This window comes from Klebsiella sp. BIGb0407, assembly GCF_024807845.1.
In the GTDB taxonomy this organism is placed as follows: domain Bacteria; phylum Pseudomonadota; class Gammaproteobacteria; order Enterobacterales; family Enterobacteriaceae; genus JGM124.
Genome location: NZ_JANUEQ010000008.1, coordinates 219,118 through 236,666, shown reverse-complemented (window position 1 = coordinate 236,666; position 17,549 = coordinate 219,118). Strand labels below are relative to the sequence as shown.

At 48.6% G+C, this 17,549-nt stretch carries 14 protein-coding genes; 8 read left to right on the top strand and 6 right to left on the bottom strand.

What is annotated here, in order from left to right; all coding sequences use genetic code 11:
• The first annotated feature begins 8 nt into the window (after positions 1 to 8).
• From purB to M2387_RS21075, 4 genes are all read left to right on the top strand, one after another.
• Positions 9 to 1,379 (top strand): adenylosuccinate lyase, encoded by a 1,371-nt coding sequence (purB, locus tag M2387_RS21090; protein WP_259052376.1) that lies wholly within the window; start codon positions 9 to 11, stop codon positions 1,377 to 1,379.
• 121 nt (positions 1,380 to 1,500) lie between these two features.
• The gene (gene phoP, locus M2387_RS21085) at positions 1,501 to 2,175 is read left to right on the top strand and encodes a two-component system response regulator PhoP (protein WP_259052375.1); all 675 of its coding nucleotides are present in this window, start codon (positions 1,501 to 1,503) and stop codon (positions 2,173 to 2,175) included.
• The gene (gene phoQ, locus M2387_RS21080; protein WP_259052374.1) at positions 2,172 to 3,641 is read left to right on the top strand and encodes a two-component system sensor histidine kinase PhoQ; all 1,470 of its coding nucleotides are present in this window, start codon (positions 2,172 to 2,174) and stop codon (positions 3,639 to 3,641) included. The genes phoP and phoQ overlap by 4 nt, the downstream gene beginning before the upstream one ends.
• Before the next feature lie 72 nt (positions 3,642 to 3,713).
• A complete protein-coding gene (locus M2387_RS21075) occupies positions 3,714 to 4,835 on the top strand; it encodes a ribosomal protein uL16 3-hydroxylase (protein WP_259052373.1) in 1,122 nt (373 codons plus the stop codon).
• A 43-nt stretch (positions 4,836 to 4,878) separates the two neighbouring features.
• Here M2387_RS21075 and pepT read toward each other — a convergent pair whose 3' ends face one another.
• Positions 4,879 to 6,111, bottom strand: a complete 1,233-nt coding sequence (gene pepT, locus M2387_RS21070; protein ID WP_259052371.1) for a peptidase T — start codon at positions 6,109 to 6,111, stop codon at positions 4,879 to 4,881.
• Positions 6,112 to 6,404: 293 nt separating this feature from the next.
• Between pepT and potA the strand changes: the two genes are divergently transcribed.
• From potA to potD, 4 genes are read left to right on the top strand one after another with little or no spacing between them, the layout of a single operon-like run.
• On the top strand, positions 6,405 to 7,523 hold the full coding sequence (potA, locus tag M2387_RS21065; protein WP_259052368.1) for a spermidine/putrescine ABC transporter ATP-binding protein PotA: 1,119 nt from the start codon (positions 6,405 to 6,407) through the stop codon (positions 7,521 to 7,523).
• Positions 7,507 to 8,361 (top strand): spermidine/putrescine ABC transporter permease PotB, encoded by an 855-nt coding sequence (gene potB, locus M2387_RS21060; RefSeq protein ID WP_259052366.1) that lies wholly within the window; start codon positions 7,507 to 7,509, stop codon positions 8,359 to 8,361. The genes potA and potB overlap by 17 nt, the downstream gene beginning before the upstream one ends.
• The gene (potC, locus tag M2387_RS21055; protein WP_259052363.1) at positions 8,361 to 9,152 is read left to right on the top strand and encodes a spermidine/putrescine ABC transporter permease PotC; all 792 of its coding nucleotides are present in this window, start codon (positions 8,361 to 8,363) and stop codon (positions 9,150 to 9,152) included. The genes potB and potC overlap by 1 nt, the downstream gene beginning before the upstream one ends.
• Positions 9,149 to 10,195 carry a spermidine/putrescine ABC transporter substrate-binding protein PotD gene (gene potD, locus M2387_RS21050; protein ID WP_259052361.1) on the top strand — a complete coding sequence of 349 codons (1,047 nt, stop codon included), beginning with the start codon at positions 9,149 to 9,151 and terminating at the stop codon, positions 10,193 to 10,195. The genes potC and potD overlap by 4 nt, the downstream gene beginning before the upstream one ends.
• A gap of 320 nt (positions 10,196 to 10,515) precedes the next feature.
• Here potD and M2387_RS21045 read toward each other — a convergent pair whose 3' ends face one another.
• The 5 genes from M2387_RS21045 to M2387_RS21025 form a co-directional block, all read right to left on the bottom strand.
• Positions 10,516 to 11,664, bottom strand: coding sequence for a hypothetical protein (locus M2387_RS21045; protein ID WP_259052359.1), 1,149 nt, complete (start codon positions 11,662 to 11,664; stop codon positions 10,516 to 10,518).
• Positions 11,665 to 11,859: 195 nt separating this feature from the next.
• Positions 11,860 to 12,591: a DUF2931 family protein gene (locus tag M2387_RS21040; protein ID WP_259052357.1), complete on the bottom strand. Its 732-nt coding sequence runs from the start codon at positions 12,589 to 12,591 to the stop codon at positions 11,860 to 11,862.
• Complete coding sequence (locus M2387_RS21035) at positions 12,578 to 13,255, bottom strand: DUF2931 family protein (protein ID WP_259052355.1); 678 nt, start codon at positions 13,253 to 13,255, stop codon at positions 12,578 to 12,580. Before M2387_RS21035 ends, M2387_RS21040 begins: the two co-directional genes overlap by 14 nt.
• Before the next feature lie 17 nt (positions 13,256 to 13,272).
• Positions 13,273 to 14,955: a T6SS phospholipase effector Tle1-like catalytic domain-containing protein gene (locus tag M2387_RS21030; protein WP_259052353.1), complete on the bottom strand. Its 1,683-nt coding sequence runs from the start codon at positions 14,953 to 14,955 to the stop codon at positions 13,273 to 13,275.
• Complete coding sequence (locus tag M2387_RS21025; protein ID WP_259052352.1) at positions 14,952 to 17,459, bottom strand: type VI secretion system Vgr family protein; 2,508 nt, start codon at positions 17,457 to 17,459, stop codon at positions 14,952 to 14,954. Before M2387_RS21025 ends, M2387_RS21030 begins: the two co-directional genes overlap by 4 nt.
• Positions 17,460 to 17,549 lie beyond the last annotated feature (90 nt).

Sequence of the window (17,549 nt, the reverse complement as noted above, 5' to 3'; positions counted from 1 at the left end):
GAGTTGTTATGGAATTATCCGCACTGACCGCTGTTTCCCCCGTTGACGGGCGCTATGGCGATAAAGTCAGCGCTCTGCGCGCTATTTTCAGCGAGTTCGGTTTATTGAAATTCCGCGTGCAGGTTGAAGTACGCTGGTTACAAAAACTGGCCGCGCAGGCAGAGATCAAGGAAGTTCCTGCTTTTGATGCCGACGCAAACGGTTTCCTCGATAAAATTGTTGCTGAGTTTAGTGAAGCTGACGCTGCGCGTATTAAAACTATCGAACGCACCACTAACCATGACGTTAAAGCGGTAGAGTATTTCCTTAAAGAGAAAGTGGCTGAGGTTCCTGCTCTTCATGCCGTCACTGAGTTTATTCACTTCGCTTGTACTTCTGAAGATATCAATAACCTGTCCCATGCTCTGATGCTGGAAACCGCTCGTCAGGAAGTGGTATTACCTTACTGGCGTCAACTGATTGTTGCGGTCAAAGACCTGGCGGTACAGTATCGTGATATTCCGCTGCTTTCTCGTACCCATGGTCAGCCTGCAACTCCATCAACGATGGGTAAAGAGATGGCGAACGTCGCCTATCGTCTGGAAAGACAGCTGCGCCAGCTGGAAAAAGTCGAGATCCTCGGGAAGATTAACGGTGCTGTGGGTAACTATAATGCCCACATGGTCGCTTATCCGGAAGTCGACTGGCATGAATTAAGTTCAAGCTTTGTCAGCTCACTGGGCATTCAGTGGAACCCGTATACCACTCAGATTGAGCCACACGACTATATTGCTGAACTGTTTGACTGTATCGCACGCTTTAACACTATTGTTCTCGATTTCGATCGTGATATCTGGGGTTATATCGCTCTGAATCATTTCAAACAAAAAACTATTGCGGGCGAAATCGGTTCTTCGACTATGCCGCATAAAGTGAACCCGATTGACTTCGAAAACTCCGAAGGCAACCTGGGTCTGTCCAACGCCCTGTTGCAGCATCTGGCAAGTAAACTGCCGGTTTCACGCTGGCAGCGAGACTTAACGGACTCCACGGTACTGCGTAACCTGGGTGTGGGTATTGGTTATGCACTGATAGCCTACCAGTCCACTCTGAAAGGTGTCAGCAAACTCGAAGTTAACCGTGACAAACTGCTGGCTGAACTGGATCTTAACTGGGAAGTTCTGGCTGAGCCGATTCAGACCGTAATGCGTCGCTACGGTATTGAGAAACCTTACGAGAAACTGAAAGAGCTGACCCGCGGTAAACGTGTCGATGCCGAAGGGATGAAACAGTTTATTGATGGCCTGGAACTGCCAGAAGCAGAAAAAACACGTCTGAAAGAACTGACCCCAGCGAACTATATTGGCCGCGCTATTGCCATGGTTGATGAGTTAAAATAACAAACTGCACGAATAAACCCCCATAACTGGGGGTTTCTCTCAAGATTTATCCGTCACCACCTCCTGCTTCCCTTCAATTCGCGTTAAACTATAACCAGCATTTATTTATTAAGGAAAAGTGATGCGCGTTTTGGTTGTCGAAGATAATGCTTTGCTCCGCCACCACCTCCAGGTACAGCTACGCGAGGGAGGTCATCAAGTTGATGCAGCGGAAGATGCTAAAGAAGCAGACTACTTTTTGAATGAACATACTCCGGATATCGCTATTATCGATTTGGGGTTACCCGACGAAGACGGCATGAGTTTAATTCGTCGCTGGCGCAGTCACGACGTGACTATCCCGATTATGGTGCTTACCGCCCGCGAAGGCTGGCAGGATAAAGTTGAAGTGCTAGGGGCCGGGGCTGATGACTATGTGACAAAACCTTTTCATCTCGAAGAGGTGGTCGCTCGTATGCAGGCGCTTATGCGCCGTAACAGCGGTCTTGCTTCCCAGGTTATCTCCCTCCCCCCCTTTCAGGTTGACTTATCGCGCCGCGAGCTGTCGATTAATGGCCAGTTAATTAAACTTACCGCTTTTGAATACACCATTATGGAAACTATCATCCGTAATGCCGGTAAAGTCGTCAGTAAAGACTCGCTGATGCTGCAACTTTATCCTGATGCAGAATTGCGTGAAAGCCACACTATTGATGTGCTGATGGGTCGTCTGCGCAAAAAAATTCAGGTGGAATATGCCGCAGAAGTCATTGCCACCGTACGCGGGCAAGGCTATAGGTTTGACTTACCCTCATGAAACGCCTGTTTCGCCATCTGTTACCCCTGTCACTGCGTATCCGGTTTTTACTGGCAACCGCAGCAGTAGTCATGGTGTTATCGCTGGCCTATGGGTTAGTCGCACTTGTCGGTTACAGCGTCAGTTTTGATAAAACCACTTTCCGTTTATTGCGCGGCGAAAGTAACCTGATCTATACCCTGGCTCACTGGGAAAATGGCAAGATGGATGTCGCGCTTTCCAGTGATTTAAACCTGCAAAGCCCGGCGCTGGCGCTTATATACGATTCTGACGGTGAACTACTCTGGGCTCAACGTGATGTGCCCTATATCGAGCACCAAATCCGCAAAGAGTGGCTGAAAGATAATGGTTTTTTTGAACTGGAAGCCAACTACGCCACTAGCAGCGCACTGCTGGGTGATGATAAAGAGCGGCTGACAGAACTCAAAATAATGTATGACGCAGAAGCTGATGATGAGTATGAAGTGACTCACTCGATTGCCGTTAACCAGTACCCCGCAACCTCCCGTATGCCGGCCGTAACCATAGTCATGGTTGATACCATCCCGATAGAGCTTAAACGCTCTTATATGGTGTGGAGCTGGTTTATTTATGTGTTACTGGCGAATCTATTGCTTGTGGTTCCGCTGCTGTTGCTGGCAGCGTGGTGGAGCTTACGGCCGATCGAAGCTCTGGCCCGGGAAGTGCGTCAGCTGGAAAAACGCGATCGTAACAGCCTGAACCCGGAAACCACACCAGAACTGACCAGTCTGGTACAGAATCTCAACCGACTGTTACGTACTGAGCGGGAGCGTCACGATAAATATCGCACCACTCTGACAGACCTGACCCATAGTCTGAAAACCCCGCTAGCCGTGCTGCAATCGACCCTGAGATCGTTACGGGGTAATAAGATAGACCTTGATCAGGCTGAGCCAGAAATGCTGGAACAAATAAGCCGTATTTCTCAGCAAATTGGCTATTATCTGCATCGAGCCAGTATGCGCGGTGATATGGAATTGCTCAGTCGGGAACTCCATCCTGTCGCTCCATTACTGGACAGTCTGTGTTCTGCTCTGAATAAAGTGTACCAGCGCAAGGGCGTCAGTATTACGCTTGATATTTCACCAGAAATAATATTTGTTGGTGAAAAACATGATTTTATGGAAGTGATGGGTAATGTGCTGGATAACGCCTGTAAATATTGTCTCGAGTTCGTTGAGCTTTCCGCTCAGCAACACGATGATACGCTGCACATTATCATTGAAGATGACGGACCGGGTATTCCTGAAAGCAAGCGTGAAGTGGTCTTCCATCGAGGTCAGCGTGCCGATACCTTACGACCGGGTCAGGGAATTGGTCTTTCGGTGGTAAGAGAGCTGATAGAGCAGTATGAAGGGGAAATTCTCATCGGCGTCAGTCCACTGGGAGGTGCCCGCATGGAAATTGTTTTTTCTCAGCAGCATCTCTCGCAGGAAATAGAATAAAAGATACCCTCAGTCAGACTATCATCCGTTACAATCCCGGACAGCATTATTTTCACCCTCAAGGTAGCCACTATGGATTATCAGCTTGATTTAAACTGGCCAGATTTTATTGAACGTTACTGGCAAAAACGCCCGGTAATACTGAAACATGCCTTCAAAAATTTCATTGACCCTATTTCACCGGATGAACTTGCCGGGCTGGCGATGGAAAACGAAGTCGATAGTCGCCTGGTCAGCCAGAACAAAGGCAAATGGCAGGTGAGCCATGGTCCGTTTCAGGAGTATGATCACCTGGGCGAGCATGACTGGTCTTTATTGGTTCAAGCGGTTAATCACTGGCATCAGCCTGCCAGCGCATTGATGGCCCCGTTCCGGGCGTTACCGGACTGGCGTATCGATGACCTGATGATCTCGTTTTCGGTTCCGGGTGGCGGAGTTGGTCCGCATTTCGATCAGTATGATGTCTTTATTATTCAGGGTCTGGGTCGTCGTCGCTGGCGGGTCGGTGAAAAGGCTCCGCTGAAACAGCACTGTCCGCATCCTGACCTGCTGCAAGTCGAACCTTTCGATGCGATTATTGATGAAGAGATGGAACCCGGTGATGTGCTCTATATTCCACCAGGTTTTCCGCATGAAGGCTACTCGCTGGAAAATTCGCTGAACTACTCTGTCGGTTTCCGGGCACCCAGCAGCCGTGAGCTAATCAGCGGTTTCGCTGACTTTGTATTGCAGCGTGAACTGGGTGGCTTGCGTTATAGCGATCCAAAAGTACCGCAGCGAGAGCACCCGGCAGATATTCTGCCCCAGGAAGTCGATGAGCTTCGCGATATGATGCTCGGTATGCTAAATCAACCCGAAACCTTCAATAACTGGTTCGGTGAATTTATCAGTCAGTCGCGCCATGAGCTGGATCTTGCCCCACCAGAGCCGCCTTATCAGGCAGATGAAATTGTTGACGCCTTGCAGCAGGGAGATGTGCTGACCCGCGCCGGTGGTCTGCGTGTTTTACGCGTGGCGAATGAAGTGTATGTGAATGGTGAGAAGCTGGACAGCCCGCAACATCAGGCGCTGGAAGCCCTTGCCAGCCATCTGACGCTAAACGCAGAGCACTTTGCTGATGCCCTGGACGATCCCGCCTTCCTTGTTTTACTCGCTGCACTAGTGAATAGCGGTTACTGGTACTTCGAAGACTAATTATCATGGCGGTAACCTGTTAAGGCTACCGCCATAATATCGTCTAGCCAGGGGAAACGTCGCTGGCGAGTTTCGCTATCTGTACAATCACATTGACGGCTTTCTCCATACCTTCCAGAGTCACCATCTCATGCTTGCCGTGATAGTTGTAGCCACCGGTAAACAAGTTAGGGCAAGGCAAACCTTTGAAAGAAAGCTGTGCACCGTCGGTTCCCCCACGTACAGGTTTCATTATTGGTTCAATGTTGCAGTCGATCATCGCCTGACGGGCAATTTTCAGGGCATGAGGATGACTGAGGACTTTGTCACGCATGTTGTAATAATGGTCATCGATCACCAGTTCGATATAGCACTTAGGCGGCAGACCTTTTCCCACCCGCTCTGCTATCTCCACCATCTTTTTCTTACGTAGCTGGAATTGCTGGGTATCAAAATCACGGATCAGATAGTGCATTTGCGCGTGTTCCGCATTGCCTTTCAGGTTATGCAGGTGGTAAAAACCCTGATATCCCTCTGTGCATTCGGGTGTTTCGTCCTGCGGGAGCTCCGCATGCAAACGTGCAGCCAGCGCAATCGCATTAACCATCACGCCTTTTGCAGACCCCGGATGAACCGCATTACCGACCAGTTCAATTTTGACCTGTGCGGCATTGAAGTTTTCATACTCCAGTTCACCCACCCCACCGCCATCGACGGTATAGGCCCAGTCGGCGCCAAAAGCATCCACATCAAAAAATGCTGCGCCACGGCCAATTTCTTCATCTGGCGTAAAGGCAACCCGAATATCACCGTGCGGAATATTGTCATTTTTTAAGACGCTCAGGGCAGTAATAATTTCTGCAATTCCCGCTTTATCATCTGCACCTAATAACGTTTTACCGTTGGTGGTAATTATCGTTTGCCCTAATAACTGGTGCAATACCGGGAACATCACCGGGGACAGTATTTCCTCACCATGGCCGAGAGCAATATCGCCCCCACGGTAGCCTTCTATAATTTGTGGCTGAACATGTTTCCCGCTGAAATCCGGCGAGGTATCAACATGCGCAATAAAACCAATAACCGGAGCCGTATGGCTCACATTCGCTGGCAGTGTTGCCATCAGAATACCCTGTTCGCTTAAACTGATATCAGTCAAACCCAGTCCGGTAAGCTGCTGTTGCAACAGGTATAACAGATCCCATTGTCCGGCAGTACTGGGCGTGCGCTTTACGCCCGGGCGTGATTGAGTATCAAAAGCGACGTATTCCAGAAAGCGTTCAAGTAATTCGTCCATTGCTTTCACCTTCAGAGTAGAGTTATTCCATTATTCATAAGGCGGGTGTCAGAAGTATTGCGTCACATCATAGTTAGGTGGGCTGACTGTAAATCATTTAGCTTAATGCTGGTTATTTTGTCTGATTTAACACTCTCATTGTCATTAGATAGCTTTACAGTATCAAAGATTGGAGATGAACACTGTTTCCCGTAGAATGCCAGGCCTTACTTAATGTGTTAAACCTCAAGGTGGTTAATCACAAACCCCGTATCTGTTTTGAGAGATACGTTATTGATGGGACAGTGTAAAAATTGGAAAAACAGCAATCTTACGTCTCGCCGTTAGTCGAACTTACGGCGTTAACCAAGCGTTTTGATGGCAAGACAGTCATTTCTGACTTCTCACTCACGATAGGTCACGGTGAGTTTCTGACGCTACTTGGCCCTTCTGGCTGCGGTAAAACCACGGTATTACGACTCATAGCGGGTCTTGAGCAGGTCGATAGCGGCGCCATCTCTCTGGATAATAAGGATATTACCCTCGTTCCGGCAGAACATCGCCCGGTCAATACGGTGTTTCAAAGCTACGCCCTGTTTCCTCATATGACCGTTTTTGAAAACGTCGCTTTTGGTTTGCGGATGCAAAAAACGTCCGCCAGTGAGATTGAACCTCGCGTCACTGAAGCTCTGAAAATGGTACAACTGGAAGAGTTTGCCCAGCGCAAGCCCCATCAACTCTCTGGTGGCCAGCAACAGCGTGTAGCGATTGCTCGTGCCGTGGTGAATAAACCGCGCCTGTTACTCCTTGATGAGTCGTTATCTGCCCTCGACTTTAAATTACGTAAGCAGATGCAAAATGAACTCAAAGCATTACAACGTAAACTCGGTATTACCTTTGTTTTCGTCACTCATGACCAGGAAGAAGCCCTCAGCATGTCCGATCGTATCGTGGTGATGCGCAATGGAAAAATTGAGCAAGACGGCACGCCTCGCGAAATCTACGAAGAACCCAAAAACCTCTTTGTTGCCAGCTTTATCGGTGAAACCAATATTTTTGATGCCGTAGTGATTGAACGCTTTGATGAGCTACGCGTTCTGGCGCAGGTGGAAGGCCGCGAATGTCATATTTTTGCTCAGCAGCCGGTAAGCCCTGGTCAGAAGCTCAAGGTACTGTTACGCCCTGAGGATTTACGGGTCGAAGAAATCAACGACAATAGCGAATCGGACGGTTTGATTGGCTATATCCGCGAACGTAACTATAAAGGTATGACGCTTGAGTCTACCGTCGAGCTGGAAAACGGCAAAATGGTGATGGTGAGTGAGTTCTTTAACGAAGACGATCCTGACTTCGACCATTCATTAAATCAGAAAATGGCCGTGACCTGGGTTGAAAGCTGGGAGGTTGTGCTGACCGATGCAGAGCTCTCGTAGATTTAAAAATATCGTCATCGGCCTGGCGGTGGGCTGGTTACTGGTGTTTGTTTTTTTGCCAAACTTAATGATAATCGGCACCAGTTTTCTGACCCGGGATGATGCAAACTTCGTCAGCATGGTCTTCACGCTTGATAACTATACTCGTCTGGCTGACCCACTCTATGCCCAAGTGCTGATTCATTCTTTGAATATGGCGCTGATTGCCACGCTCGCCTGCCTGATACTCGGCTATCCTTTTGCCTGGTTTCTTGCCGGTCTGCCCGCCCGGGTACGGCCATTACTGTTATTTTTGCTGATAGTCCCTTTCTGGACAAACTCATTAATTCGCGTCTATGGTCTGAAACTATTCCTCAGCACCAAAGGCTATCTCAATGAGTTTCTGTTGTGGACGGGTGTGATAGAGACGCCGATAAAGATTATGTTTACCCCGGGGGCAGTGATTATTGGTTTAGTCTATATTCTGTTGCCCTTTATGGTGATGCCACTCTATTCCAGTATTGAAAAGCTTGATAAGCCGTTACTTGAAGCTGCTCGGGATTTAGGTGCCAGTAAGGCACAAACCTTTCTGCGTATTATTCTCCCGCTGACTATGCCAGGCATTATTGCCGGTGGCCTGCTGGTGATGTTACCTGCGATGGGAATGTTCTATATTTCGGATCTGATGGGCGGTGCAAAAAACTTACTGATTGGCAATGTGATTAAAAGCCAGTTTCTGACGATCCGCGACTGGCCCTTTGGGGCAGCCACCAGCATTATGCTGACGCTGGTGATGGGCCTGATGTTACTGGTGTACTGGCATACGTCCCGCCTGCTAAATAAAAAGGAGGGTATCTGATGAAAGGACGACTCTTCAAAGCAGGGTTTATGTCCGTTATTTATGCCTTTCTGTACATTCCCATTATCCTGCTGATCGTTAACTCATTTAACAGTTCCAGATTTGGCATTAACTGGCAGGGCTTTACCACCGACTGGTATCGCTTACTGATGAACAATGACAGCCTGCTCCAGTCTGCTCGCCACTCACTCACCATTGCGGTCTTTTCTGCCACCGCCGCAACGATTATCGGTTCGCTGACCGCCGTTGCACTGTATCGGTATCATTTTCGTGGCAAGCCTTTTGTCGGCGGCATGCTGTTTGTGGTGATGATGTCACCCGATATAGTGATGGCCATTTCACTGCTGGTCCTGTTTATGTTACTCGGCATTTCACTCGGCTTCTGGTCCCTGCTGTTTTCTCATATTACCTTCTGCCTGCCTTTTGTCGTAGTAACCGTCTATTCACGACTGAAAGGCTTCGACGTCAGAATGCTGGAAGCGGCACGTGATTTAGGTGCCAGCGAACTGATTATCCTACGGAAAATTCTTCTGCCACTGGCAATGCCCGCGGTTGCCGCAGGCTGGCTACTGAGTTTTACCTTATCAATGGATGACGTGGTGGTCTCTTCCTTTGTCACGGGGCCTAGTTATGAAATTCTGCCACTAAAAATCTATTCGATGGTGAAAGTAGGCGTATCACCGGAGGTGAACGCCCTGGCAACTATTCTATTATTGCTGTCACTGGTGATGGTCATCGCCAGTCAACTCATTCTTCGCGATAAAACAAAACCCCAGGGGACTAAAAAATGAAAAAATGGTCACGCCACCTGCTTGCCGCTGGCGCACTTGCGCTGGTTATGGGGAGCGCACAGGCTAACGACAATAAAACACTCTATTTCTATAACTGGACGGAATATGTGCCGCCCGGCCTGTTAGAGCAATTTACCAAAGAGACGGGAATCAAGGTTATCTACTCAACCTATGAGTCGAATGAAACCATGTACGCCAAGCTTAAAACCTATAAAGATGGCGCCTATGACCTGGTGGTCCCTTCTACGTATTTTGTCGATAAAATGCGTAAAGAAGGCATGATCCAGAAAATCGATAAAAGTAAGCTGACGAACTTTAGTAACCTCGACCCCGAGATGCTGAACAAGTCTTTTGACCCGAACAATGACTACTCGATCCCCTATATCTGGGGTGCGACCGCCATTGGTATTAACGCTGATGAAATGGATCCAAAAAGCATCACAAGCTGGGCCGACCTTTGGAAACCTGAATATAAACAGAGCCTGCTGCTGACCGATGACGCTCGTGAAGTATTCCAGATGGCGTTACGTAAACTGGGTTATTCCGGTAACAGTACTGACCCGAAAGAGATTGAAGCCGCCTACCATGAGCTGCAAAAACTGATGCCAAACGTTGCCGCTTTTAACTCTGATAACCCGGCTAACCCGTATATGGAAGGCGAGGTTAATGTCGGTATGGTATGGAATGGCTCAGCCTGGGTTGCCCGCGAAGAAGGAACACCGCTGGAAATCGTCTGGCCGAAAGAAGGCGGTATTTTCTGGATGGATAACCTGTCTATTCCGGCCAACGCTAAAAATGCTGATGGCGCCCTGCAGCTCATCAACTTCCTGCTGCGTCCGGAAGTGGCTCAGCAGGTCGCCGAAACCATTGGCTACCCGACCCCCAACCTCGCCGCCCGTAAGTTATTACCCCCTGAAGTTTCCGGGGACAAATCACTCTACCCGGATGCCGCAGTCATTGAGGCCGGAGAATGGCAGAACGACGTGGGTGATGCCAGTATGCTGTATGAGTCTTACTATCAGAAACTGAAAACGGGGGGATAATGCTGGCGTTTAAAATAGGTCAGTACTGAAACTCTCGTATTACGTTACCCCTGGTATTGAATATATCCTGATGATGAGCAGAAATACTTTCTGTGATTCATCAGGGTCTGCCATCATGGGTGACATAAATACCCATAAAGCCAAGGACCAGATAGCTGGATGCAGAAAGGATCATAAAGCGGCCCACAGGCGGCTGATTATCTTATTTTATAGCGCGAAGAGTGATTTCATTTTTAACTTCTCTGCCAACTTTAACATGTTTGATACTTTCCAGTCTTCAATAACAATCATTACGTGGTTTTTGCTGACCCTGCCTGTCATCATTTTTTTGCCTGGGAATTCGCTGTGACGGTAGTAATAAAAGATTGTTCGTTATCGTTTGCCAGCATCAAACCCGATGCTTGCTGCAGGCTAACCATATCGCTGGCTACGGCTGCCGTTATCCAGGGAGAGAATGGCCCACACATGCCGCTATAATTCTCAAGCCAGTAGAGCTGCTCTGTTTTCCAGGGCTCGCCGCCCGATTCACGGGCATTCAGTAATTCAATAAAATCATCTGCCCAGCTTAAGCAGTCCCCGACAATAAACCGGGTGCTGTTAGCCTGGGTTTGTGTGGAAAAGAACAGTGCCAGCTCTTCGGGTAATCGGATTTTATTCAACCCCATAGGGCGCAGAAACCGGACGTCGTGGTTAAGCCGATACAGGGTTTCGACATCATCAGAGACCAGTAGCAGGACGGCCAGCGCATCACTGTATTTTTCCCCACCGTGCAACTGTTGAACCAGAATCAGCTCAGCTGAAATAATCGATAATTTAATCCGTTCATCAAGAGCAAGTAGCGAATACGATTGCAGGATATTCAGGTTCGGTATCGGATGTTTTGCGGTAATAGTTTCTTTCCAGCTACGAGCAAATAGCCTTTGTAATACCAGGGGGTCTGTCGGAGAATCTGTCAGCAAGGTGATATTAAGAGGCAACTCAGGCGGCAGCTGTAACAGAGCATCGCTGACATCGCCAAGCAAAATTAACAGACTTTCAGCTTCATCCCAGCTAACACGTCGTGTTTGTCCCCCATACAGCTCAAGTCCGGGTGGCGGTTGTATAAACTGGGCTGCGGTTAATTTTCCCGGCAATAATACCGTGCTGTGAAGAACCGCCAGATAACGCCCCGCCCAGTCTGTCCAGCGCTGCTGTGTATCTATCGCTTCATTGAATTCAAAACGATGGCGATTAAACATCACATTATACAGCCCGGCTCGCAGGCTCATCAGGAAGATCCAGGTCAGTAAGGGAGTGGTTGATAATACCCGGATATCGTAAATCTGAAAGGGTCCCAGCAGCTGACCGGCATGGAGTAAAAATAGCAGAACACCTGCCACCACAGCGATAACCCCGGTTATCAGCCATAACATCAGCGATGGCTCGGCAGGCGCTTTGGAAATAATAATTTTTCGTCGTTCCCAGACCATAATTTATCCTGTTGCACATCCTGTGCGCTGGTAATATTTTGATATCCATATTTACTACAACTGCTATCTATCACTACGGCTTTGCATTAGTTAATGCATTGAAAACTAAAATAACCGCATTATTTGGAGATAATTATCTCTCATATTACTGAACTATGAACGCTTATATTTACAACTTAGAAATACTCATAATTATTACCAGTTGCCATAGGGATATATTTTCCCTTCAATAAAGGCTTTTGTTCTCTTGCTATATTCGAATCCCCCAGGAAAATCAGTTACCCCCCGGCACATTTTCATATTGTCGCCCGATACGGTGGTAATTTTGGCATCCGTCTGGGCAACGACCGGATTAGCCCGATCGCCTAACCAGACGCTGACTTTACCGCCAGGTGCCAGGCCAATTATCATGATTGAACGGTAATAGGTTTCATCCCAGCGCTTATCAAGATAAGGCGTGGTCATCTGCTCCCAGGTCCCTTGTTTAAAGAAAATCAGCGTTTCATAACTCTTTTTATCTATGACCGAGTCCCAGCAGAACCGTAGTGCCAGGGGTAATGCTTTGCCCTTGTTATAATAAGCCTCTACTGCTCCCAGATGTTCATTCCAGCGGCCTACACTAACCTGACTTGGTTCAGTATGATCAACATACTGAAAAGTGGTTTTATATCCCGCACCATCCACCATCAGCGACTGGGTAGCCAGGGCAGGTAACGCCTTAGGGTAAATAAAGAGAAACTTCCACTCCTTATAGGGCAGTTTTTTATAGCCCCATTCGGTATGGGTGGCCGTTGCCCCCTTAGTTACAGAGGATGTTATATCCGTAGAGCACCCGACCAGGGTAACCATTATAGAAACCACCATGACCTTATTATTCAAGCGCTCATCTTTCACCTTCCAGTCAGAGTCATGATTACCAGTTGCCATAGGGATACGTTTTATCCTTGATAAAGTCAGGCGTATCTCCGTAATAAACATATCCATCAGGATGTTTCGTCACACCCTTGCACATTTTCATCTCCTCACCCGACACGGTGGTAATTTTGGCATCCGTCTGGGCTACGACCGGATTAGCCCTATCGCCTAACCAGACGCTGACTTTACCGCCAGGTGCCAGGCCAATTATCATGATTGAACGGTAATAGGTTTCATCCCAGCGCTTATCAATATAAGGCATGGTCATCTGATCCCAGGTCCCTTGTTTAAAGAAAATCAGCGTTTCATAACTCTTTTTATCTATTACCGAGTCCCAGCAGAAACGTAGCGCCAGCGGGAGTGCTTTTCCCTTGTTATAATAAGCCTCTGTGCTTCCTAAATGGTTATTCCAGTGTCCAACACTAACACGGCTCGGTCTTGTGGTATCAATATACTGGAACGTAGTTTTATACCCTGCCCCATCAATCATCAGTGCCTGGGTAGCCAAGGCAGGCAGTGCCCAAGGATAAATAAATAAAAACTTCCATTCCTTGTAGGGAAGTTTTTTATAGCCCCATTCTGTTTTATCTGAGGCTACTGACGAGGAATATCCTGTTGTACAGCCTGTCACTGATAGCAACAGAATTACGATAAAAAGTCCTTTTTTTATAGCCATATCTCTATCCTGTTACGTTAATAATGAGGTTCCATGACGGCATCATTGTTTATTGCCCGATCATTCATCCGCTGCTGATCGTCCATATACCATACCGAACGTATCCAGTGATCACCTGGCATATTAGGGAAAACAAAGGCTTTATCTTCTTTCGGGCCAAAGCGATAAATAAATATCTCTCCCGTTTTTGGAGCCACCCATAAGTTATGATCGGAAGATATATTCCACCTGGCGGAGCAGTGAATATATTTTCCGATAAGGAATAATTCTTCCTCGGTAAAGGGCTGAAGTTGTTGTCCTTGTCGCACAGTTTTTCCTTGGATGACGGCTTTCTCAGAAAGGAGGAGCAATTCAGGAGGAAGTTTAGTATCGGGATTCACTGGATCAATCGGAATAAAAGAAGCTCCCGCCTCCTGAGCCGCATCCATCATTACACGCAGGCTCACTTTGGCCCAGTCATGCGGAATAGCCTTTCGTTCCAAAAATACAGCAGCGCCTACCTGTTTTTCAATCCCGGCTGATAGGCGACGATCAGGATTAGCGACCCCCACGGAACGCACTTTAGTGGTCATTTTCCCATGCGCTAAAAGATATTTTAAGGCAGGGAGAGACTGTAGCCTTTCTCTGTCTTTTTCGGCATTTCGGTATACCCGGGTAGTCATTTCCCCGGTATCGGCACTGACAATTTCAAATTTTGGGCGGCTAAGAGGAAGATGTTCATTTTCCTCCAGCGCTGAACCGACGGGATTATAACCGCCCCCGATATCGGAATGTGAGCCGGGTAACGCCAGTTCGGGCCACATACCTTTGATACTGTTAAGGCTGAAGTTATGGCGATACTCATTAATAGCGGTTATCTGAAAGACTTTTTCCGCCACCGAAGGGCGTAACTCCAACATTACGTCAAGACTACTACGGCCGTTAATATTAAAGAAATTTTTAATCCCGCCGATCGCCGCTACGGTATCAAAAATACCCAGAAAACGGACCGAGCCTGCGCGTTTTCCATCATAAAAATGTCCCCGTAGCCCCTCGGAAATCGCTTTTGCTATCACCGGGTCCTGCCGCATCACCCTATTCGCAAAGTGCCGTGCGGCGGCAGCCCCACGGCTAAAACCAAAGATATCAAACTGAATTTTGGTAATACAAAAGTCGGGGTTGATATTAAATGCCATAAACTCCAATATTGCGCGGGTAATACCCTGCATTGCTTCATCCGTCTTAGTCACTACCCCTTCAAATGTATCCAGAATACTGGTACCTAACCCCATTCCGATAGATGAATCTGATTTATCCGCCGCGGTTCCAATCCCAGAGATGTAGGTCTGAATTTGTGCCTGAACCTGATCATCCAGCAAAGTTTGATCAGCCACATATAGTGTATTTAACCAATGAATATTAGTGAAATACCCCCGATAGCTGCCATTTGAGAAATTATCTTTATTGATAGCTTCAATAAAGTCTTCACAGTTTTTCGCCTCTTGCTGGCTGAGCCCCTGTAGCGCAGTACTGCATTCATTAAATTTCATTAGCCGTGAAGCGGTATTTTCACGATTATTGCCGGTTCCATCAAAAAAAAGACCGATGGTCAGGGTCAACCCGCGTAACGGTTTTTTCTTTCCGACTATCGTTTTCCAGCTATTATGAATGCTGGTTTTATGGGTACCCTCAGTTTTGTCATAGCCATAATAGTTTGTCATTTTGGCGCTCCCTGCCCTGTTTCCGCCGTCCTGTCCTGGTTGCTGCCGCCAAACTCAACGTTTACCGATGCAGGTGCATCGGTATAAACAGGGGCCGTTTTGCCATGATTATCGGTGACGCCCTGGAATATTTCGCCTTCTCTGGTGGTAATTTGATACGGCATTGATGCCTGTGGAACGCCGCTGTCGTCGGTAAAAATAAAGCCGCCACCAAACCCCACCGGCATATCAACCGGGTCGATATCAATCCTGGCCGCACCCATTTTTTGCAGATTGTTACATTTCAGCAGAATATTGCCCGGACAGCCCAGCTCGATATTTCCACCGCTCAGTTTGATATAGCTTCCGCCGCAGGCAAGCAGCAATGCCTGCTGAGCCGTGACGGTCACCTTTCCTTCCGTACTCTGTATATCGAGGTCTTTTTGCGCGTTAACCGCCAAAGCATCACTCTGAGCCTGAATATTCACCCTGCCCTTTGCCGCCAGGAGTTTCATTCCCTGGCTATTCGCCAGCAGACTGACTGCCGCACTCGCGGCGACGGTGAACGCCTGACCGGCGCTGATATCGGTGTTAGCCCCGGAGACCAGACTCACGCTTTCACTTCCTGAAGCAATGCCTATCGCCCCGGCACTGACCATGCCTATCCCCTCGGGAGCATGGAGTAATATCCCAGGCTCTTCGAGATGACTTAAGGCGACATTCAATTGCTTCTGACTGCAAATATCACTGTCGATTGCTTTTGCTGAGACCGCAGCCTTTGCCATACTGCGTGCCAGGGTTAACGCCTGCTCTAACTGCCGGATAGCTTCATCCATCGCGAGCATCTGCCCCTGTGCCAACGGCTGGATGTCTGCGCTGATAAACACCCCTTTCCCACCTCGAATACTCACCCGGTCATCGGTGCGCAGTTCCGCCCCTTTACCACGCAGTGCCCGGCTGGCATCGACATTGTGCCCCAGGCTCAGTTGGGTCTTGCCGCCGTATTCGGTGCTGAGTTTGATATGCTCTTCACCGCGTTTATCCTCCATCCGCAGTTTGTTTAATCCGGCGGTGCGTATCACATTGCGGGTGCTGTTTTTTTCGGTAACGTGGTCGACATGGCGGGAGTCATGCAGGACATGGGCGATATAGGGTCGGTCCGGGTCACCTTCATGGAAGGCGATGGCCACTTCGGTGCCCTGAATAAGCGGAAAGTGGAAGCCGTACTTATCCCCGCCATAGGGTTTCGCCAGGCGCACCGGCATGCTTTCCAGCCCCTGATTTTTTGCATCCCGGTCGGCATCAAATTGTACCCGGTAAAGACCGGAGACATCCTGCCAGGCATAGGTATCATGGGCTTTGGCGCTGGTAATTCTGGCCGTCAGGGTACCGCCGATAACCGGGCGTTTTTTCGCAGGTGGGCGCCAGCAGCGGGTTTCGCTGTAGGGCATTGCGGTCCATACCACACGCAGGGCATTTTTACGGCTGGCGGTATAGCGCGTGCTGATGATGATAAGGCCATTTTCAGTGGCAGCAGGCAGTGCTGGTGGGATAGCGCTTTCCGTAATCGTCAGCACCTGTGCAGGGCTGATATGCGCATCACTGCTGCTGCCCGTGACCACCGTCTGAGTGGAAAGCAGGCGTTCATGCTCGAGACGTGCCCAGAAGTTGCCGGTCTCTGCGGTAGGGTAAATCTTATCGCCACATTCCTGATACCGGGGACGATAATGATAGACCTCCCCAAAGGTCATACCCTCACCGTCACCGCGCGTCATATCGGCGGGCGCGGAGGTCAGTATTTTCTGTGCCTCACGGTGGTTATAGTCCCTGGCCGTCACGCTGCTTGCCACCACATTGTGACGCACATGAATATCCCATACCGAGTCCGCGCCGCTATCACTCATCCCTGACGGGCTGCTCAGGGGCAGGGTTTTACCAAACTGCCAGGCGCTCTGTTTATCGGCAAAATGAATCACCTCGGTTCGGGTATCGGGTTGCAAAGTGAAGAAGTAAAAGATCCCCACTTCAGCCAGCAGCCGCTCGATAAACGCCAGGTCACTTTCCTGATACTGGTTTATCTGCTCCCGCTTTGGATAGGCCTGTTTCAGAATAAACTCAAACTCCCAGTCCCTGAGCCGGTGGTCGTTAAGTACTTGAGTCACCACCTCCGGCACCGATTTATTCACGAAAAAACGGTGACTGCGAAACTGATTATCCAGCAAAGCGAGAAACGGCCTCAGTGTGATCAGGTATTTAGCCTCATCAATACTGCCTGAGAGGCGACGAAAATCGGTTATCACACCGGACACCACTTTCTGCCCGGTCAGTTGCCCTAATAACCCGGTACCCATCGTCAAAGTGGCGGGTTTGCTTAACAGCGCAGAGACATCAATATCCTTGTCATTACTGGTGAACAGAATATCGTAGTGGTACATCTGGCTCATACCTTCAGCGCCACTGAAGTCTTCCACATCAAGCCGTGATGAACAGGAAGGAATATCAAGCCGATAGCGATTCAGGCTCATGGTTAACGCTCCTTGTCGATTTTTTTATTTCCCTGTAATCGTCTCAATAACGATTCAAAATTTTATTAAATAAAACCTCATTTTATTTCT